Source organism: Paracoccus aestuarii, assembly GCF_028553885.1.
In the GTDB taxonomy this organism is placed as follows: Bacteria; Pseudomonadota; Alphaproteobacteria; order Rhodobacterales; family Rhodobacteraceae; genus Paracoccus; species Paracoccus aestuarii.
Genome location: NZ_CP067169.1, coordinates 2,705,552 through 2,723,691 on the forward strand (window position 1 = coordinate 2,705,552; position 18,140 = coordinate 2,723,691).

The 18,140-nt window shown below is 70.8% G+C and carries 17 protein-coding genes and 1 pseudogene; 9 read left to right on the forward strand and 9 right to left on the reverse strand.

Annotated elements, in window-relative coordinates; translation table 11 throughout:
- Positions 1-13: 13 nt before the first annotated feature.
- The 3 genes from JHW48_RS13710 to JHW48_RS13720 all read right to left on the reverse strand — a co-directional run bounded on the left by JHW48_RS13710 (position 14) and on the right by JHW48_RS13720 (position 4,458).
- Positions 14-835, reverse strand: coding sequence for a 4-(cytidine 5'-diphospho)-2-C-methyl-D-erythritol kinase (locus tag JHW48_RS13710; RefSeq protein WP_119887398.1), 822 nt, complete (start codon positions 833-835; stop codon positions 14-16).
- Entirely contained in the window at positions 832-2,718 is a 1,887-nt protein-coding gene (locus JHW48_RS13715) for a tetratricopeptide repeat protein (RefSeq protein WP_119887397.1), read from the reverse strand. Before JHW48_RS13715 ends, JHW48_RS13710 begins: the two co-directional genes overlap by 4 nt.
- Positions 2,719-2,805: 87 nt before the next feature.
- On the reverse strand, positions 2,806-4,458 hold the full coding sequence (locus JHW48_RS13720; protein ID WP_119887407.1) for an electron transfer flavoprotein-ubiquinone oxidoreductase: 1,653 nt from the start codon (positions 4,456-4,458) through the stop codon (positions 2,806-2,808).
- Between the two features lie 232 nt (positions 4,459-4,690).
- Here JHW48_RS13720 and greA point away from each other — a divergent pair, with 232 nt between their 5' ends.
- From greA to JHW48_RS13740, 4 genes are all read left to right on the forward strand, one after another.
- Positions 4,691-5,161 (forward strand): transcription elongation factor GreA, encoded by a 471-nt coding sequence (gene greA, locus JHW48_RS13725; protein WP_170152350.1) that lies wholly within the window; start codon positions 4,691-4,693, stop codon positions 5,159-5,161.
- Positions 5,162-5,165: 4 nt separating this feature from the next.
- The gene (locus JHW48_RS13730) at positions 5,166-6,110 is read left to right on the forward strand and encodes a hypothetical protein (protein ID WP_272835633.1); all 945 of its coding nucleotides are present in this window, start codon (positions 5,166-5,168) and stop codon (positions 6,108-6,110) included.
- A gap of 100 nt (positions 6,111-6,210) precedes the next feature.
- Complete coding sequence (locus tag JHW48_RS13735) at positions 6,211-7,002, forward strand: AzlC family ABC transporter permease (RefSeq protein ID WP_119887182.1); 792 nt, start codon at positions 6,211-6,213, stop codon at positions 7,000-7,002.
- Positions 6,989-7,315: an AzlD domain-containing protein gene (locus tag JHW48_RS13740; RefSeq protein ID WP_119887181.1), complete on the forward strand. Its 327-nt coding sequence runs from the start codon at positions 6,989-6,991 to the stop codon at positions 7,313-7,315. The genes JHW48_RS13735 and JHW48_RS13740 overlap by 14 nt, the downstream gene beginning before the upstream one ends.
- A 3-nt stretch (positions 7,316-7,318) precedes the next feature.
- On the opposite strand, the gene JHW48_RS13745 is transcribed toward JHW48_RS13740, so the two are convergent.
- Genes JHW48_RS13745 through JHW48_RS13760 form a run of 4 tightly spaced genes read right to left on the reverse strand, consistent with a single transcriptional unit; the run spans position 7,319 to position 10,870 of the window.
- Positions 7,319-7,942 (reverse strand): hypothetical protein, encoded by a 624-nt coding sequence (locus tag JHW48_RS13745; protein ID WP_119887180.1) that lies wholly within the window; start codon positions 7,940-7,942, stop codon positions 7,319-7,321.
- A gap of 8 nt (positions 7,943-7,950) precedes the next feature.
- Positions 7,951-8,106 (reverse strand): aa3-type cytochrome c oxidase subunit IV, encoded by a 156-nt coding sequence (locus JHW48_RS13750; protein WP_336390891.1) that lies wholly within the window; start codon positions 8,104-8,106, stop codon positions 7,951-7,953.
- Positions 8,107-8,156: 50 nt separating this feature from the next.
- The gene (locus JHW48_RS13755; protein ID WP_240637926.1) at positions 8,157-9,176 is read right to left on the reverse strand and encodes an MBL fold metallo-hydrolase; all 1,020 of its coding nucleotides are present in this window, start codon (positions 9,174-9,176) and stop codon (positions 8,157-8,159) included.
- Positions 9,173-10,870 (reverse strand): acyl-CoA dehydrogenase family protein, encoded by a 1,698-nt coding sequence (locus tag JHW48_RS13760; protein ID WP_119887179.1) that lies wholly within the window; start codon positions 10,868-10,870, stop codon positions 9,173-9,175. The genes JHW48_RS13755 and JHW48_RS13760 overlap by 4 nt, the downstream gene beginning before the upstream one ends.
- Before the next feature lie 112 nt (positions 10,871-10,982).
- Here JHW48_RS13760 and JHW48_RS13765 point away from each other — a divergent pair, with 112 nt between their 5' ends.
- Positions 10,983-11,924 (forward strand): L-threonylcarbamoyladenylate synthase, encoded by a 942-nt coding sequence (locus tag JHW48_RS13765; protein ID WP_119887178.1) that lies wholly within the window; start codon positions 10,983-10,985, stop codon positions 11,922-11,924.
- 64 nt (positions 11,925-11,988) lie between these two features.
- Here JHW48_RS13765 and JHW48_RS13770 read toward each other — a convergent pair whose 3' ends face one another.
- Positions 11,989-13,416, reverse strand: coding sequence for a Glu/Leu/Phe/Val family dehydrogenase (locus JHW48_RS13770; protein ID WP_119887177.1), 1,428 nt, complete (start codon positions 13,414-13,416; stop codon positions 11,989-11,991).
- Between the two features lie 218 nt (positions 13,417-13,634).
- Between JHW48_RS13770 and JHW48_RS13775 the strand changes: the two genes are divergently transcribed.
- The 4 genes from JHW48_RS13775 (at position 13,635) to JHW48_RS13790 (ending at position 15,564) form a co-directional block, all read left to right on the forward strand.
- On the forward strand, positions 13,635-14,267 hold the full coding sequence (locus JHW48_RS13775) for a TetR/AcrR family transcriptional regulator (protein WP_119887176.1): 633 nt from the start codon (positions 13,635-13,637) through the stop codon (positions 14,265-14,267).
- 136 nt (positions 14,268-14,403) lie between these two features.
- A complete protein-coding gene (locus tag JHW48_RS13780) occupies positions 14,404-14,889 on the forward strand; it encodes a hypothetical protein (protein ID WP_240637925.1) in 486 nt (161 codons plus the stop codon).
- Positions 14,886-15,182 (forward strand): I78 family peptidase inhibitor, encoded by a 297-nt coding sequence (locus JHW48_RS13785; protein WP_272835634.1) that lies wholly within the window; start codon positions 14,886-14,888, stop codon positions 15,180-15,182. The genes JHW48_RS13780 and JHW48_RS13785 overlap by 4 nt, the downstream gene beginning before the upstream one ends.
- Positions 15,183-15,228: 46 nt before the next feature.
- Positions 15,229-15,564 carry a DUF2794 domain-containing protein gene (locus JHW48_RS13790; protein ID WP_119887175.1) on the forward strand — a complete coding sequence of 112 codons (336 nt, stop codon included), beginning with the start codon at positions 15,229-15,231 and terminating at the stop codon, positions 15,562-15,564.
- Here JHW48_RS13790 and hrpB read toward each other — a convergent pair.
- Positions 15,561-18,028, reverse strand: a pseudogene (gene hrpB, locus JHW48_RS13795) (ATP-dependent helicase HrpB). The gene JHW48_RS13790 and the pseudogene hrpB sit on opposite strands and share 4 nt — an antisense overlap.
- Positions 18,029-18,140: the final 112 nt, after the last annotated feature.

Here is an 18,140-nt window from a genome sequence, read left to right on the forward strand (position 1 = left end):
GGCTGGGCGCATCCTAGCGATGCCGCGGATCGGATGCCAGTTCGGTCGCGACCGCCCACCAGCCCTTGCGCCCAAGCGCCGCAGCGGCCCGCGCGGCATGATCCGCATCGCCGAAGATCCCGAAGCAGGTGGCGCCCGATCCCGACATGCGTGCCAGATCCGCGCCCTGCGCGCGCAGCGCCGCGATGACATCGGCGATGACCGGCGCGGTGGCGATGGCCGGGGCCTCCAGGTCGTTGCGGGTTCCGGCCAGCCAGTCCAGCAGCGCCGCGCGATCCGTCACGTCGGGCAGCGGCGGCAGGCCCGGATTATCGCGCCGGTCCAGCGCCGCGAAGATCGCGGGCGTGGGCACCGCGACGCGGGGATTGACCAGGACCAGCGTCAGGGGCGCCAAGGGCGGCAGGGGTGTGACCACATCCCCGATCCCCTGCATCCGCGCCGGGCGCGAGGCCAGGCAGACCGGAACATCCGCGCCGAGGTCCAGCGCCCGGTCGGGCAGCGGATGGCCCATGCGCAGAAGGCCGCGCAGCACCGCCGCCGCATCGGCCGACCCGCCGCCGATGCCCGATGCGACGGGCAGGTTCTTGGTCAGCCGGATCGCGGCATCCCCCCCCGCCAGCCGCGCCGCGCGCAGGCACAGGTTGTCATCCGTCGACAGGCCCGCCGCGAAGGGGCCGTCGATCGTCAGGGACAGCGGCCCGGGTTCCAGCGCCACCGCATCGCCGATATCGGCAAAGCAGACCAGCGAATCCAGCAGGTGATAGCCGTCCGCACGGCGCCCGGTGACATGCAGCGCCAGGTTCAGCTTGGCCGGGGCCCGTTCGACCAGCCTCATTCCGCGGCTTCGGCCTTGGTCTGGGCGGATTGCGACTGCGGCGCCTGCGTCGGGTGGCTGGGGACCACGCCGTCCTCGTCGGCCAAGACCGCGTCCAGGCCGCGATCCAGCTTGTCGCGGATGCGGTCGGGATCGACCTCGCCGCTGTCGGTCGGGTCCAGCGACAAGGCGCGGCGCCACTGGATCTCGGCCTCGCGCTGGCGGCCGACCTTCCAGTAGATGTCGCCCAGATGGTCGTTGACCAGCGGGTCCGAGGACATGGTGGCAATGGCCTGTTCCATCGGCGCCACCGCGTCCTGATAGCGGCCAAGCCGGAAATAGGCCCAGGCCAGGCTGTCCAGGATATAGCCGTCGCCGGGCGCCAGTTCGACCGCGCGCTTGATCATCTCCAGCGCACGGTCCAGGTTCTCGTTCCGGTCGATCCAGGAATAGCCAAGATAGTTCAGCAGGCTGGCCTGGTCGGGGCGGATCTCCAGCGCGGCCAGCAGGTCGGCCTCGGCGCGGTCGAAATCGCCCGAGCGTTCCAGCGCGATGCCGCGCGCGAAAAGCGGGAACCAGCGGGCATCGCCGGGCGCGTCCTCCAGCAGGCTCAGCGCGCGGTCATAGCTGGGGATCGCATCGGCGAAGCGTTCCGCCTGGCGCATCACGTCGCCATGCGCGACCCAGGCCGCGGCCAGGTCGGGATAGGCGGCGGTCAGGGCCAGGGCGGCGCGCTCGGCCTCATCGCCGCGATCGGCGCGGGACAGGGCGTCGATGCGCGACAGCTCGGCCTGGGGGCGCATCTGGCCCATGCGGCGCACGTCGTCATATTCGGCCTCGGCCAGATCGAACTGCAGGCGGTCCTGCAGCAGCTGGGCGGACATCAGCCGCGCCTCGGGATTGCCGGGGGCGATCCAGGCGGCCAGGCGGGCATGGATCAGGGCCAGCGGTTCGGGATCGGGGCCGTTGGCCAAGGCGGCGGCGAAGGACAGCAGCAGATGCGCGATCCCGTCCGAGGGGCCGGCCACCACGTCGAAGGCCACCGGCTGATCCTCGCGCAGCCGGTCGCGCAGGGCGACCAGCTGGGGCTCGGCCTCGATGCCGGGCAGCTGGTCCAGGATCTCCAGCGCCTCGTCGCGGCGGTCCAGCTGGGACAGGATCTGGACGCGGGCGGTCAGGCCCATCAGATGGCCCACGGCCTCGGATTCCACGATCAGCCGGTCGGCGGCCTCGTAATCGCCGGCCAGCGCGCGGGCCAAGGCCAGGTGATAATTCACGATGGGGGCCAGTTCGGGGATCGCGGCCATCGCCTCGAAGGCCTGGACCGCATCGCCCGCGCGGCCCGCCCCCAACAGCGCCCAGGCCCGGATCGTGCCGTCCATCAGATCCTGGTCCAGCGCCAGATCGGCATCGCCGCGATCCTCGATCAGGGCGATCAGGGTGTCCCAATCCTCGGCCCGGACCAGCTGGGCGCGGCGCAGAAGACCCGCCAGCTCCGTGCCCCGATCGTCCAGGATCAGCCGTTCGGCCATGGCGGCCGCGCGCTCCACCTCGCCCGATGAGGCCAGGGCCATCAGCGCGCTGTCCTGCAGGAACACGTCCGAAGGGTCATGCGCGGCGGCCTGCACGAAATACCGGGCGGCGGCGCGGAAATCGCTTTCGATCGTGGCCATGCGCGCGGCCAGATAGGGCCCCGCCAAACCGCGCATGGGCGGTCCGGGCCGGGCCGCGTCTTCGGTCACCGTCTCGGCGGCGGGGCGGGGTTCGGGGCGCGGATCCTGGGCCATGGCCGGTCCGCCCATCAGAGCCACCAGCAGGCCGATCCGCAACAGGCCCCCATTCACGCGGCCGCGGCGCACCGGGGCGGTGGCGGGCAGGAACGGATGGGGGCGGGTCTGGGTCACGGCGGCACTTCCGGAAATCACATTTGCGTTCCGGCCAGCCTAGCGGCGCGACCGGGGGCAGGCAACGGGCCCGCCCCCGATCCGGCATCACATGTTCGGGTAATTCGGCCCGTCACCGCCCTGCGGCGTGGTCCAGACGATGTTCTGGCTGGGATCCTTGATGTCGCAGGTCTTGCAATGCACGCAGTTCTGGAAGTTGATCACGAAGCGCGGCCCCTCCGCATCCTCGACCACCTCATAGACGCCCGCCGGGCAGTAACGCTGCGCGGGTTCGGCATATTCGGGCAGGTTCACCCGGATCGGCACCGACGCATCGCGCAGCTTCAGGTGGCAGGGCTGCTGTTCCTCGTGATTGGTGAAGCTGAAGGCCACATTGGTCAGCCGGTCGAAGGACAGCTTGCCGTCCGGGCGGGGATAGTCGATCGGCTTGTGATCGGCGGCCTTGCCGGTGGCGGCGGCGTCGGACTTGCCGTGGCTCCAGGTGCCGAAGGGGTTCCAGCCGGTCAGGTTCGCGGTCCACATATCCACCGCGCCCAGCATCAGGCTGCCGGTCAGGCCAAGGCGCGACCACATCGGCTTGACGTTGCGGACCTTCTTCAGGTCCTTGCCGATATCGCCGTTGCGCACCCCGGCATCGTAATCGGTCAGCCGGTCGCCCGCGCGGCCCGCCTTGATGGCCGCCGCCGCCGCATCCGCCGCCTCGATCCCCGAGATCATCGCGTTGTGGTTGCCCTTGATGCGCGGCACGTTGACCATGCCCGCCGAACAGCCCAGCAGCACGCCGCCGTCGAAGGACAGCTGCGGCAGCGACTGCCAGCCGCCCTCGCTGATGGCGCGGGCGCCATAGCTGATGCGCTTGCCCCCCTCCAGCAGGTCGGCCACCATCGGATGATGCTTGAAGCGCTGGAATTCCATATAGGGGTAAAGATACGGGTTCTCGTAGTTCAGATGGACCACAAAGCCGACCAGAACCTGGTTGTTCTCAAGGTGATAGATGAAGCTGCCGCCGCCCGCATTCTTGCCCAGGGGCCAGCCCATCGTGTGGACGACCCGGCCCTTGTGGAATTTCTCGGGCGCGACCTCCCAGATCTCCTTCATGCCCAGGCCGTATTTCTGCGGATCGCCGGTGGCCGACAGGTTCAGCCGGGCGTCGATCTGCTTGGCCAGCGACCCGCGCACCCCCTCGGCGATGAAGACGTATTTGCCGTGCAGCTCCATCCCCGGCTCGTAGCCGTCGCCGATGCTGCCATCGGGCTCGCGGCCGAATTCACCGGCGACGACGCCCTTGATGCGATCGCCGTCCCAGACCACCTCGCTGGCAGCCATGCCGGGAAAGATCTCGACGCCCAAGGCCTCGGCCTGTTCGGCCATCCAGCGGCAGACATTGCCCATGCTGACGATGTAGTTGCCGTGGTTCGACATCAGGGGCGGCATCGGCCAGTTCGGCACGCGCACCTGCCCCGCCTCGCCCAGGACATAGAAGTTGTCGTCGGTCACCTCGGTCGTGATCGGGGCGCCCTTGTCGCGCCAGTCGGGGATCAGCCGGTCCAGACCGCAGGGGTCCAGGACCGCGCCCGACAGGATATGCGCCCCGACCTCGGACCCCTTCTCCAGCACCACCACGGACAGATCCGCGTCGATCTGTTTCAGTCGGATCGCGGCCGACAGGCCCGCAGGCCCCGCCCCCACGATCACGACATCGTATTCCATGGATTCGCGTTCGATCTGGGTATCGGTCATAGGCTGGGGCTCCTCCTGGCACATCGGCTTGACCGACAGATAACCACCCCGGACCGCAGGGGCAATCATGACGCCGCGCCAAAACCCGCCCTCGGGCGCAAGCAGGCTTGCATCGGGCGCGGTTTTGGGCACGATGACGGGGATCAGCTTCCGCGCCCCTGCCATTTCGCTATGGCAGGGGCGTTGGCTTGGCGAAACCGCGACAACCGCATCCCATAAGGACAGGGCAGCGATGGAAAAGATACCGATGACCCCGACCGGCTTTCAGGCGCTGGAACGCGAGCTGGGCGTGCTGAAATCGAAGGAACGTCCCGCCATCATCCGCGCCATCGCCGAGGCCCGCGAACATGGCGACCTGTCCGAGAATGCCGAATACCATGCCGCCCGCGAAAAGCAGGGCTTCATCGAGGGCCGCATCAAGGAGCTGGAGGCCCTGCTGTCGCGCGCCGAGGTGATCGACCCCGCGAAACTGTCGGGCAGCGTCAAGTTCGGCGCCCGCGTCAAGCTGATCGACGAGGATACCGAGGAGGAGCGCAACTATCAGATCGTGGGCGAGGCCGAGGCCGATATCGAACGCGGCCTGCTGAACATCCGCTCGCCCCTGGCCCGCGCCCTGATCGGCAAGGACGAGGGCGACAGCGTCGAGGTGACCACCCCCGGCGGCCAACGCAGCTACGAGATCGTCGAGATCCGTTACGGGTGAACCCATGTCCCTGATCGCACGCATCGCCAGCCTTTCGAACCGCGACCGCATCACCTCGGTGGGCATGGCGCTGACCGGGGCCTGGCTGTTTCTGGTCCTGCTGTTCTGGCTGCTGGCGCCGGGGGGCGGCGACGGCGCATCCGGCGTGGCGCGGCTGGTCAGCCTGGTCGGCGTGATCCTGCCCGTGGCGCTGGTCTGGACCGGCGTGAACCTGGCGCGGCAACTGGCCGAACTGCGCGCCGAATCCGACGATCTGCGCGCCCGCCTGTCGCGCCTGCGCGGCGAGGCGATGCGCGGCGAAGCATTGCCCGGGGACGCGGCCCCGCAGGACGCCCCGCAGGACGCCGAACCCGAACCCCGGCCCGAGCCCGCGGCCATGGCCCAGCCCCGCGCCGCGCGGGTGCCCGCCCAGCCCCGGCCCCGCGCCGATGCCCGCGCCGATGACCGCGCCGGCGCCACCCCGGAGGAGCCGGGCCAGCCCATCGCCCCCGTCACGCTGATCCAGGCCTTGAACTTTCCCGACGGGCCGGACGATCACGCGGCCATCGAGGCGCTGCGCGCCGCCTTGGCCGATCCCGCCAATTCGCGCGTGCTGCGCGCGGCCCAGGACGTGGTCACGCTGATGGCCGGGCGCGACATCTACATGGACGACCTGCCGCCGCATCCGGCGCGGCCCGATGTCTGGCGCCGCTTTGCCGCGGGCGAACGCGGCAGCGCCGTCGCGGCCTTGGGCGGCATCCACCAGCCCGAGGCCCTGCAGATCGCCGCCGCGATGATGCAGGAGGACGAGATCTTCCGCGACACAGCCCAGCATTTCCTGCGCCATTTCGACGGGCTGACCGCCCGGCTGGTGCCGCATCTGGACGACCTGCAGATCGCGGTCCTGGCCGACAGCCGGTCGGCCCGGGCCTTCATGCTGCTGGGGCGCGTCTCAGGGGTCTTCGGCTAGGGGTTCAGGGCGGGGTTGCACGATCTGCACCGCCCGGCCTTGCCCGCCCGCCCGCTTCGTGCCAGCAAGGCCGGGCGAGATGCCAATCACAGGACAGCGCATGTCCCCTGCCCCCGAACCCCGCCCGCCATCCGGGCCGCCGGCCGCCGACGAGGCCGGCCGCCGCGCCTTGGCGCGCAGCCCCGCCCAGGCCTTTCGCCACGGCATCGTCCAGTCCCTGCCCTTCCTTGTGGTGATCGTGCCCTTCGCGCTGCTCTTCGGGCTGGTCGCGACCGAGGCCGGGCTGGATCTGGCGCAGGTCATGGGGTTCTCGGTGCTGGTCCTGGCGGGGGCGTCGCAATTCACCGCCGTCCAGCTGCTGTCGGACAATGCGCCCGCGATCATCGTGATCCTGTCGGGGCTGGCCGTGAACCTGCGCATGGCGATGTATTCGGCATCGCTGATGCCGTGGCTGCGCGGCGCCTCGGGGCGGCAGAAGGCCTGGGTCGCCTATGCGCTGATCGACCAGAGCTATGCCCTGTCGATCCAGCATTACGAACGCCACCCGCGCCTGGCCCTGTCGCAGCGGCTGGCCTATTTCGCGGGCACGGCGGTGGTGCTGTGCCTGCCTTGGATGGCCGCGACCTGGGCGGGGGCCACGGTGGGCCAGGCCATTCCGGATGGGATCGCACTGGATTTTGCCATGCCCATCACCTTTCTGGCGATGATCGCGCCGATGCTGCGCACGGCGGCGCATCTGGCAGCCTGCTTCGTGGCGATCCTGGGCGCGCTGCTGCTGGCGGGGCTGCCATCGGGGCTGGGGCTGCTGATCGCGGCGCCCGTCGGCATGGCCACCGGCGCGCTGGTCGAGGCATGGACGGAACGAAGGGGGATGCGCGATGCAGGCGTCTGACGGCCAGATCTGGGCGATCATCCTGGTGCTGGGGGTCGGCACCTACCTGATCCGCTGGTCCTTTCTGGGGGTGCTGGGCGACCGGGACCTGCCGGGATGGGTGATGCGGATGCTGCGCTATACCCCGGTGGCAGTGCTGCCCGCGCTGGTCGCGCCGCTGGTCGTCTGGCCCGCCGCGACCGGAGGGGCGGCCGATCCGCCGCGCATGGCGGCGGCTGCGGCGACGGTCGCGGTGGGGGTGCTGACCCGCAACGTGATGCTGGCCATCCTGGCCGGGGGCATCACGCTGGCGGGGCTGCTGTATCTGGGCTGAGCCTCAGCGGGCCTGCCCGATGATCGTCCCGTCCTTGCGGCGGATCATCACGTCATGGGCGATGGCCGGATCCCCGTCGCGATATTCGCGCGAGATCACGCCCGGCTGGCGCAGGAACCATTCCCGCAGCCGCAGGGGCGAGAACCCGCGCGGCACGGTCTCGAATCCCGGCACGCCGGACAGGACGCGGGCCGATTCCACGGCGCAGAAGCTCTTGTTGCCGGACCCGTTCGCCTCGGCGCGGCGGATGGCCAGGTCGGCGATCTCCAGCGGGACGGGGATGGTGTCCTCGGCCACGAAATAGGTCGAGCGGGCGTGATAGTCGATGTAGAACCGCTTGATGTTGTCGGTGATCCCGTAGAACACGTCGCGCCGTTCCGGGATGGCCGGATGTTCCCAGCTGCCCGCCGGATCATAGAGCACGCGCTGGCTGCCGTTCAGCATCAGGCCGGAATGACCGCCCTCGCCCCGCGGGATGCCGATCACGGTGAACAGCGTGATCCCCGGCGGTTCGGAGGAGCGATAGCGCGCGCGGCGCACATCCTCGTCCGAGGCCCAGACATTGTCGGCCCCGCAGGCGGCCAGGGCCAGCGGCAGCGAGGCCGCAAGAAAGACGCGACGTTCCATGGGTCCGATCAGCCGTTGACCAGCGCCAGGAAGATCAGCACGCCGATCGACAGCCCGGTGATCCAGATGGAGCCGCGGATGAAGCCCGCAAAGGTCTTCTTGTGCTCGGTCAGGTCCATGCTGCCCTGGGTCGCCTCGGGTTTGTTGTCGTAATCGGCCATCATCTGCCCTCCTGGATGGTTTTGCCTTGCGATAGCGGATTGCGGCCTGCCTGTCACGCCCTCCACAGCGTCGCACCGTCGGTTTCGCCCGCGGGGCGTATGCGCCCGGCGCGGTGCAGGTGGTTCAGATGCGCGACCGCCTCGACCAGGGCCAGGCCGTATTCGCCATCGCCGATGCGGCGGCGATAGAGGATGTCGAAACAGCCCACAGCGCTGCGCGGCCCTTGGGCCAGCGCCTCGGTCAACCGCTCCAGCGCGGCATGGTGGTTCTGGATCAGCTGGGTCAGGCGGAAGGGCAGGCCCGTGAAGGGCAGCTTGTGCCCCGGCAGGACCAGCTGGTCGTCGCGGGCCAGCCCCGCCAGCCGGGTGCAGCTTTCCAGCCATTCGCCCACCGGATCGGCCAAGGGCTCGGTCGGATAGACCCCCAGATTGGGCGAGATCCCGGGCAGCAGCTGGTCCCCCCCGATCACCAGATCGTCATCCTGCGACCACAGCGTCACATGGCAGGGCGCATGCCCATGCCCCATCGCCACGCGCCAGCGCCGCCCGCCCGCGGCGATCACCTCGCCATCGGCCAGCCGTTCGAAGCCCAGGGGCAGCGGATGGACCACATCGGCGAAGTTGAAGGGCCGTTCCGACGCGCGCCGGTCCAGCAGCGCGGGGTCCATCCCGGCCCGGCGCCAGAAGTCCAGCGCCTGCGGGCTGGCGCGGTCCTGGATGTCCAAGGTCAGCATCCGCGCCATCAGCCAGGCCGTGCGGCTCATCGACAGGGACGCGCCGCGGGCCATGAACCAGCCGGCCAGGCCCACATGGTCGGGATGATGATGGGTGACGATCACCCGCCGCACCGGCCGCCCGGCCAGAGGCCCGTCCAGCAGGCCCTGCCAGATGGCGCGGCCGCGCTTGCTGTCGAAGCCGGTGTCGATGATCGTCCAGCCGTCCCCGTCATCCAGCGCATAGACGTTCACATGGTCCAGCGCCATGGGCAGGGGCAGGCGCATCCACAGGATGCCGGGCGCGACCTCGGTGGCCGCGCCCTCCTCGGGCGGGGTGGGATGGGGCGTGCGGATCACGCCGCGAAATCGCCCGCCAGCGCCGCGTCCGAGATGCCCGTCAGATCGTCCAGCCCGGCCAGCGCCTCGGCCAGCGCGCCCGCGTTATGGGGCAGCACGCGGGCCATGAAGACCCGCGCCAGCGCCTGCTGGGCCGCGCCCCCGGCCATCGCGGCGCGCAGGTGGTAATGCCCGCCCAGCACCCGCGCGAAGGCGGTCAGATAGGGCACGGCGCCCGCGAAACGCTCGGTCAGGTCGCGCTCCAGCAGGGATTGGGTCGCCTCGCGCAGGGTCTCGGCGGCCTGCCACAGGTCGTTGGCCAGCTGGGGATGGGCGGATTGCGCGGATTTCGCGCCGTCCAGAACCTCGTCCAGCAGGCGCATCGCGGCCTCGCCCCCGTCCGACAGCTTGCGGCCGACCAGGTCCATCGCCTGGATGCCGTTCGTGCCCTCGTAGATCGAGGTGATGCGCACGTCGCGCAGATATTGCGCGGCGCCCGTCTCCTCGACGTAGCCCATGCCGCCATGGACCTGCACGCCCAGATCGGCCACGCGGATGCCGACATCGGTGCCATAGGCCTTGGCGATGGGCGTCAGGAACGCCGCACGGGCCGCATGATCGGCATCGCCGGACGCGCGTTCCATGTCGATGGCGGTGGCGCAGGCCAGGCCGATGGCGCGGGCGGCAAAGATCTCGGCCCGGGCGGTTCCCAGCATCCGGCGCACGTCGGGATGCTGGATGATCGGGCCCATCTGGTTGCGGTCATGGGCATAGGCCACGGCCTGCTGCAGCGCCGCCTCGGCCACGCCCACGCCCTGCATGCCCACGCCAAGACGGGCGCAGTTCATCATGGTGAACATCGCGGCCATGCCCTTGTTCTCGGCACCGACAAGCCAGCCGGTCGCACCCTCGAAGGACATCACGCAGGTCGGGCTGCCATGGATGCCCAGTTTGTGCTCCAGGCTGACGACCTTCAGGCTGTTCGCGACCCCCGGCTCGCCCGCATCGTCGGGGATGAATTTCGGCACCATGAACAGGCTGATCCCGCGCGTGCCCTTGGGCGCACCGGGCAGGCGCGCCAGCACCAGATGGCAAACATTCGCGGTCACGTCGCTGTCGCCCCAGGTGATATAGATCTTCTGGCCCGTCACCCGATAGGTGCCGTCGCCCGCCGGTTCCGCCTTGGTGACCAGCGCGCCCACATCGCTGCCCGCGCCCGGCTCCGTCAGGTTCATCGTGCCCGACCAGTCGCCGCTGATCAGCCGCGGCAGATAGAGCGCCTTGATCTCGTCGCTGGCATGATGCTCCAGCGCCTCGATCTGGCCCTGGGTCAGCAGCGGGTTCAGCTGCAGCGCCAGGTTCGCGCCCGACATCATCTCGGCCACGGCCATGTTCAGCGCCTGCGGCAGGCCCATGCCGCCAAATTCCGGATCGGCCGAGACGCCCACCCAGCCCCCTTCGGCGATCGCCCGGAACCCGTCGGCGAAACCGGGCGAGGACCGCACGACCCCGTTCTCCAGCCGCGCCGGGGTCTCGTCGCCGGCCCGGTTCAGGGGCGCCAGCACGTTGGTGCACAGCTTGCCGGCCTCGTCCAGGATCGCGGTGGCGGTCTCGGGCGTGGCCTCGGCAAAGCGGTCGGTGGCGGCGACATCGCGGAAGGGCACGACATGGTTCAGGATGAAGTCGATCTGCGCGACCGGGGCCTTGTAGCTCATGGGGTCTCCTCCTCGCGCCTTGGCATCGGGAGCAGGCGCGTGTATCTGCGGGCAATCGCGGCCATCTTGGGCCGCGGCCTGCCCATTCTCAACCGAAACCCCGCGTCACGACATGCAGACCCTGCGCCTGATCCCCAATGATGACGGACTGGACCGCGCCGCCCGGCTGCTGGAGGCGGGCGCCTGCGTCGCCATCCCGACCGAGACGGTCTATGGCCTGGCCGCCGATGCCCGCGACGGCGCGGCGGTGGCTGGCATCTATCAGGCCAAGGGCCGGCCCAGCTTCAACCCCCTGATCGTGCATGTCCCGGACCTGGCCACCGCCCGGACCCTGGCGCGGTTCCCGCCCGAGGCCCAGTCCCTGGCACAGGCCTTCTGGCCCGGCGCGCTGACCCTCGTGCTGGCGCTGCGCCCCGATGCGGGCATCGCCTCGCTGGTGACGGCGGGGCTGGACACGGTCGGCCTGCGCGTCCCCGCCCATCCGGTAGCGCAGGCGCTCCTGCGCCGCACCGGCCCGCTGGCCGCGCCCTCGGCCAATGCCTCGGGCCGGATCAGCCCGACCACGGCGGATCACGTGCTGGACCGTGACACCGGCCTCGACGGCCGCATATCCGCGGTGCTGGATGGCGGCCCCTGCCTCGTCGGCCTCGAATCGACGATCATCGGCTGGCATGACGGGCACGCGACGCTGCTCCGCCCCGGCGGCATCCCGACCGAGGCGATCGAGGCCGCCCTCGGCCACCCCCTGGCCCGGCATCTGGCCGATCCCTCGGCCCCGAACGCGCCCGGCCAGCTGACCAGCCATTACGCCCCCCGCGCGGCCCTGCGCCTGAACGCCCGACCCGAACCGGGCGAGACCCACATCGCCTTCGGCCCCGGCCCCCTGACCCTCTCGCCCACAGCCGACCTGACCGAGGCCGCGGCCCGCCTCTTCGACATCCTCAGACGCGCCGATGCGCAGGGCCTGCCCATCTCGGTCGCGCCGATCCCGGATCACGGCCTCGGCGCGGCGATCAACGACCGCCTGCGCCGCGCCGCCGCCCCCCGCCCCTGACGGGGCTCTCTCCGTTGGAGAAATACCCCGGGGGGAGTCCGCAGGACGGGGGGCAGCGCCCCCCTTACAGCCCCAACGAATTATAGACGTTCGAGATGCGCCGGATCGCCACCACATAGGCCGCCGTGCGCATGTCATGGACCTTGGAGTTGTTCAGCCAGACCTCCTTCATCTTCTGGAACGAGGTCCGCATCGTGTCGTCCAGACCCGACCGCACCAGCTCCCGCTCGTCCGCGCCGGTCAGGAAGCTCTCCTTGAAGCCCTTGGACAGGGTCCAGTTCAGGCCCGTATCGGCGGACAGACGCTCCAGCTCCTCGACCAGCATGCGGGCGCGGGCCTCCTCGTGGCGGCGCTCCAGCCGGCCCAGGCTGATCTGGGACAGGTTCTTGACCCATTCGAAATAGGACACGGTCACGCCGCCGGCATTGGCATACATGTCGGGGATGATGACGACGCCCTTCTCGCGCAGGATCTCGTCGGCATCCGCGGTGACGGGACCGTTCGCGGCCTCGATGATCAGCTTGCAGCGCAGCCGCGCGGCATTGTCGCCGTCGATCACGCTTTCCACCGCGGCGGGGATCAGGATGTCGCATTCATCCTCCAGCGCGCGCAGCCCGTCCTCGGTGAAGTCGCCGCCGGCAAAGCCCTTGACCCCGCCGGTCGACTGGATGTGGCCGCGCAGCGCGTCGATGTTGATGCCCTTGGGGTTGCGGATCACGCCGTCGCGCTCGATCACGCAGGTGACCAGCGACCCGTCCTCGGCCGACAGGAACTGGGCCGCGTGATAACCCACATTGCCCAGGCCCTGCACGACCACGCGCTTGCCGCCCAGATCGCCGGACAGGCCCGCCCGCTTCATCACGTCGTCATGACGGAAGACCTCGCGCAGCGCATATTGCACGCCCCGGCCCGTGGCCTCGACGCGCCCGTCGATGCCGCCCGCGGTGCGCGGCTTGCCGGTGACGCAGGCCTTGGCGTTGATGTCGTCGGGATGCAGCCGCTTGTAGGCATCGGCCATCCAGGCCATCTCGCGTTCCCCGGTGCCCATGTCGGGCGCGGGCACGTTCTGGGAAGGCGAGATCAGGTTGCGCCGCGACAGCTCGTAGGTGAAGCGGCGGGTGATGCGCTCCAGCTCCTCCTCGTTCCAGGCGCGGGGATCGATGCACAGACCCCCCTTGGACCCGCCGAAGGGCACCTCGACCAGCGCGCATTTATAGGTCATCAGCGCCGCCAGCGCCTCGACCTCGTCCTGGTTCACGTCCAGCGAATAGCGGATGCCGCCCTTGACGGGCTCCATATGTTCGGAATGGACCGACCGGTATCCAGTGAAGGTGTGGATCTGCCCGCGCAGCCGCACCCCGAAGCGCACCGTATAGGTCGAGTTGCAGACGCGGATCTTCTCCTCCAACCCCGGTGCCAGGCTCATCAGGCCTGCGGCATGGGTGAACATGCGGTCGACGGAATCGCGGAAGGATGTCTTGTGGGCGGCCATGGATGCGTTCTCCTTGGATGAGGGCGCGGGATCATCTGCCTGCAGGCTAGGCGAAAGCCCGCAGACTGACCACAGGGGAAACGCCGCCCCTGGCGCAGGACGTTCACGCATTTGTTGGAACGATTTTCCATTCCGCGCATTTTACTTTCCGTGCGATTTATTATGTTGACTCGCTTATCGCACACTACATAGACGCGAGACGGAGACAGGAACCGCGAATGACCATCCAGACGACATCGACCGTGAACCCGACGATCACCCAGGGGCGCAAGTTCGACCAGGTGCGCGACGGGGCGACGGTGATCTTTCTGCGCGACGGATTTGCCGGCGCCAGCGTGGATGACATCGCCCGGTCCGCCCGCGTGTCCAAGGCGACGCTCTACAGCTATTTCCCCGACAAGACGGTGATGTTCCAGGAGGTGCTGCGCGCCGTGCTGGACAGCGCCTTCCGCGAACCCGCCTTCGAGACCGACCCCGCGGGCCGCGTCACGACCGCCCTGCCGCTGGTTCTGGCCAGCCTCGGTGCTTGGCTGACCGCGCAGCCGCGGCTGAGCCTGCTGCGCCTGGTCTCGGCGGAATCGCAGCGTTTCCCCGATGCGGCCCAAGCCCATGACCGCGCGACCGCGACGCGGGTGACCGCGCCCCTGTCGCGCCTGATCGACGCCTGGATCGAGACCGGCCAGCTGGCCCCCCATGACAGTGGCGAATCCGCCCGCCAGATGGTCGCGCTGATGATCGGGCGCATCCAGCTGCCGGCGATGCTGTCGGGCAAGCCGCCCGCCCCCGCCGCGCTGACCGATCAGGCCGAGCGCATGGCCCGCCTGTTCCTGGCCGCGCACCGGCCCGCCTGACCCCCTGTTGCATTCCTGCGCTGATTGAAACGTGATGCACGGGCCGGGTTCTCAACCGCCCGGGCGCGGCCTATGCTGGCGGCACAAAGGTCCGTCAAGCGACCGGCAGAGGTGACAGGCAATGACCCCCAGGGGAATGACGTTTCAGACCGCGATGGTGGCCGCGGCGGTGACGGTGACGGGCTGCGCCTCGCCCGTCAGCCGGATGCCGCCAGCGGGCCCGGCCTCGGCCATGCCCGCGATGCAGGCCCCCTATCAGCACCCTGTGGCGCAGGCGCCGGTCTATATGGACCCCAGTGCCTATGGCGCGCCCGCGGCATCGGCGGTGCCGATGGACCCCTGGGCCAACCCGGTGCCCACGCCGGTCGCGGCCCCGGTCGCCGACGCCCCGCCCCCGGCCACCGGGATCGCCGGGCTGACCGAACGCCAGCCCGACCTCTGCGGGGCCAAGGCCTATGCCAGCGCCGTCGGCCAGCCCGGCAGCAGCATTCCCGGCCTGGGCGTGACCAAGACCTATCGCGTCGTCGAATATCGCGGCATCGAGCCGCAGCAGTATGACCCGAACCGGATCGTCTTCCGTCTGGACGCCTCCGGCACCATCACCACCATCGATTGCGGATGATCATGATGCGCCTCGTTCCCGCCAGCCTCGCGCTGACCCTGTCCCTGGGCCTTCTGGCCGCCTGCGAACCCGTCCCCACCGAGACCGAGCCCCCCGCCGCCGCCGATGAATGCGGCGCCGCGGGCTATCAGGGCCTGGTGGGCCAGCCGCGCACGGTGCTGACGGGGATGACCTTCCCGCTCGGCACCCGGGTGATCGGTCCCGATGACATGGTCACGGCCGATTTCCGCCCCGATCGGCTGAACATCGAATACGGCCGCGGCGGGCGGATCGACAAGGTCAGCTGCTACTGACGGCTTTGGCGTTGCACCGGCCGCGGGCCGGTGTCACCATCCCGTCATGATCAATGCCGGACCTCCGCCGCTGCCCGATCCCGACCGCGTGGTCTTCGACCGCAAGGAGCTGGGGCTGATCCTGTCCACCTATGGGCGATTCGTGGCGGCGGGGGAATGGCGCGACTATGCCATGTCCTTCCTGCGCGACGTGGCGGTGTTCAGCGTGTTCCGCCGGGCGACCGAACACCCCCTCTACCGGATCGAGAAACGCCCCCGGCTGCGCGCGGCCCAAGGGGCCTATGCGGTGATCGCCATGGACGGGCGGGTGCTCAAGCGCGGGCATGACCTGGCGCAGGTGCTCAAGGTGCTGGACGCCAAGCTGATCCGCGCGGTGGACTAGGTCCCGCGCGGCTTGGCGCGGGTGGTGGGGTCGGCCTCGGTCGGGTCCTCGGGCCAGGGGTGGCGGGGATAGCGGCCGCGCATGTCCTTGCGCACATCGGCATAGCTGCTGGCCCAGAAGCCCGGCAGGTCCATCGTCACCTGCACCGGCTTGCCCCCCGGCGACAGCAGCACGAAGCGCAGCGGCCGCCCGCCCACGACCGGGTGGCGGGTGACGCCGAACAGCTCCTGTAGGCGCAGTTCGACCGAGGGCTCCTCGCCGCCATAGTCGATCGGCACCCGGCGGCCCAGGGGCGTGGTGAAATGCGCGGGCGCGGTGCGGTCCAGGCGGGCCTGGCCGTCCCACCCGATGCGGGCCTTCAGCGCCTCGGTCAAATCCAGCGCGCGCAGGTCCGACAGGCTGCGCACCCGGCCCAGCCAAGGCAGCAGCCAGTCGCCGTCCTGCAGCAGGGCGGCATCGTCGACCGGCCCCAGATCGGGGACCAGCGCGATGCGGGCGCGCAGCCGGGCGGCCTGCGCGGCCCAAGGCAGCCCGTCCAGCCGCAGCCCCTCCAGCGCCGCGCGGGCCATCGCCTCGGGCGGGGCGTCGGGCCAAGGCGCGTCGGCCAGGACCAGGGCGCCCAGCACCTCCTGCCGCCGGGCCAGGATGCGGGCGTCGCGGCGCGACCACAGGCACAGCTGCCGGAGCTCGATCCGATCGCCATGGATCGCGCGCAGCTCGGCCTCCTCCAGCCGGGCGGCCAGGCGGATGCGCGCCTCGCGCTGGTCGCCGTCCAGGTCCAGCGCCACGATCAGGCGCTCGGCGGCCAGCGCGTCGCCCGCATCCAGACAGGCGCCCTTGCCGCCCGACAGGACATGGCGCGGCGCATCGCCCCGGCGGCGCAACCCGATGCGATCGGGATAGGCCAGCGAGGCCATGCCCCCCGGCGACAAGGGATCGCCCCCCAGGCGCGGCGTAAGGGGGGGTGCGGGGGGGACGGCGTCCCCCCCCCGCCGTCGCGGGCCGCAATCAGGCGGCGCAGGCGGCGCGCCTCGGCCCGGATCCGCTCCAGCCCCTGGCGGTTCGCCTCCCACGGGCCGCGGGCGTTCGGATCGCGAAGCGCCTGCAGCCGCAGCTCCAGATCCGCCCCCGCCCCGCGCAGGGGGTCGCGATCAGACAGCAGCGCCGCCAGATCCGCCGCCTGCGGCCCCGCCACGGCCAGCATATGCGCCAGCCGCGGATGCAGCGGCAGCCGCGCCAAGGCCTGGCCATGCGCCGTGATCCGCCCCGATCCGTCCAGCGCCCCCAGATCGGCCAGCAGCGCCCGCGCCTCGGCCAGCGCCGCCTCGGGCGGGGGCGTCAGAAAGGCCAGATCCCCCGCGCCCGCGCCCCAGGCCGCCAGTTCCAGCGCCAGCCCGGTCAGGTCCGCCACCGCGATCTCGGGCGGGGCGAAGGCCGGCAGCGCGCCCTCCTCGGCCCGCGCCCACAGGCGATAGCACAGGCCCGGCGCCACGCGCCCGGCGCGGCCGCGGCGCTGTTCGGCCTCGGCCCGGCTGACCCGCTCGGTCACCAGCCGCGACATGCCGCTGCCCGGATCGAACCGCGCGCGCCGCGCCCGGCCCGCATCCACCACCACCCGCACCGCGGGAATGGTCAGCGATGTCTCGGCGATGGCCGTGGCCAGCACGATCCGCCGCAGATCGCCCGGCGGCGACAGGGCCGCGCGCTGCGCCCGCGCGTCCAGCGCCCCATAGAGCGGCAGCACCTCGCAGCCCGTCCCCTCCAGCATCGCGGCCACGCGGCGGATCTCGCCCTCGCCGGGCAGGAAGGCCAGGATCGTCCCGCCGGTCGCCCGCGTCTCGGCCTCGGCCTGGCGGATCAGGCGTGCGGCATCCACCGCCAGCCGCCCCCCCGGCGGCAGGGGCCGGTCCAGCCAGCGCGTCTCGACCGGAAAGGCCCGCCCCTCGGACCGGATCACCGGCGCATCGTCCAGCAGTGCCGCCACAGGCCCCGCATCCAGCGTGGCCGACATGACCAGCACCGCCAGATCCTCGCGCAGCGCGCCCCGTGCCTCCCAGACCAGGGCCAGGCCCAGATCGGCGTTCAGGCTGCGTTCGTGGAATTCGTCGAAGATCACGCAGCCCACCCCCTCCAACCCGGGATCGGACTGGATCATGCGGGTCAGGATGCCCTCGGTCACCACCTCGATGCGGCTGCCCGGCACCGACTCGCCACGCATCCGGTATCCGACGCGCCCGCCCGGCGCCTCGCCGAGGGATTGCGCCAGGCGTTCCGCGGCGGCGCGCGCGGCCAGCCGGCGCGGCTCCAGCATCAGGATGCGCCCCGCGATCCGGTCCATCAGCGCCAGCGGCACGCGCGTGGTCTTGCCCGCGCCGGGGGGCGCGACCAGCACGGCGCGCCCGTCCCGGGCCAGCGCCGCGCAGATCTGGGGCAGGACATCGTCGATGGGCAGGGTCAGGGTCATGGCCGCCTTCTAGCGCCCCGACCCCGCCGGGCACAATCGCCCGCTACACATCGCCGGGCCGCGGACCTATCTTCCGGCGGCGGCGTTGGGTGGGGCGCAGAAGACAGGGGTA

Bases quoted from the DNA above. Each gene is read 5' to 3' on its own strand.
- JHW48_RS13710 (WP_119887398.1), bottom strand. From the start codon at position 835: ATGAGGCTGGTCGAACGGGCCCCGGCCAAGCTGAACCTGGCGCTGCAT.
- JHW48_RS13720 (WP_119887407.1), bottom strand. From the start codon at position 4,458: ATGACCGATACCCAGATCGAACGCGAATCCATGGAATACGATGTCGTG.
- greA (WP_170152350.1), top strand. From the start codon at position 4,691: ATGGAAAAGATACCGATGACCCCGACCGGCTTTCAGGCGCTGGAACGC.
- JHW48_RS13730 (WP_272835633.1), top strand. From the start codon at position 5,166: ATGTCCCTGATCGCACGCATCGCCAGCCTTTCGAACCGCGACCGCATC.
- JHW48_RS13735 (WP_119887182.1), top strand. From the start codon at position 6,211: ATGTCCCCTGCCCCCGAACCCCGCCCGCCATCCGGGCCGCCGGCCGCC.
- JHW48_RS13740 (WP_119887181.1), top strand. From the start codon at position 6,989: ATGCAGGCGTCTGACGGCCAGATCTGGGCGATCATCCTGGTGCTGGGG.
- JHW48_RS13745 (WP_119887180.1), bottom strand. From the start codon at position 7,942: ATGGAACGTCGCGTCTTTCTTGCGGCCTCGCTGCCGCTGGCCCTGGCC.
- JHW48_RS13750 (WP_336390891.1), bottom strand. From the start codon at position 8,106: ATGATGGCCGATTACGACAACAAACCCGAGGCGACCCAGGGCAGCATG.
- JHW48_RS13760 (WP_119887179.1), bottom strand. From the start codon at position 10,870: ATGAGCTACAAGGCCCCGGTCGCGCAGATCGACTTCATCCTGAACCAT.
- JHW48_RS13765 (WP_119887178.1), top strand. From the start codon at position 10,983: ATGCAGACCCTGCGCCTGATCCCCAATGATGACGGACTGGACCGCGCC.
- JHW48_RS13770 (WP_119887177.1), bottom strand. From the start codon at position 13,416: ATGGCCGCCCACAAGACATCCTTCCGCGATTCCGTCGACCGCATGTTC.
- JHW48_RS13775 (WP_119887176.1), top strand. From the start codon at position 13,635: ATGACCATCCAGACGACATCGACCGTGAACCCGACGATCACCCAGGGG.
- JHW48_RS13780 (WP_240637925.1), top strand. From the start codon at position 14,404: ATGACGTTTCAGACCGCGATGGTGGCCGCGGCGGTGACGGTGACGGGC.
- JHW48_RS13785 (WP_272835634.1), top strand. From the start codon at position 14,886: ATGATCATGATGCGCCTCGTTCCCGCCAGCCTCGCGCTGACCCTGTCC.
- JHW48_RS13790 (WP_119887175.1), top strand. From the start codon at position 15,229: ATGATCAATGCCGGACCTCCGCCGCTGCCCGATCCCGACCGCGTGGTC.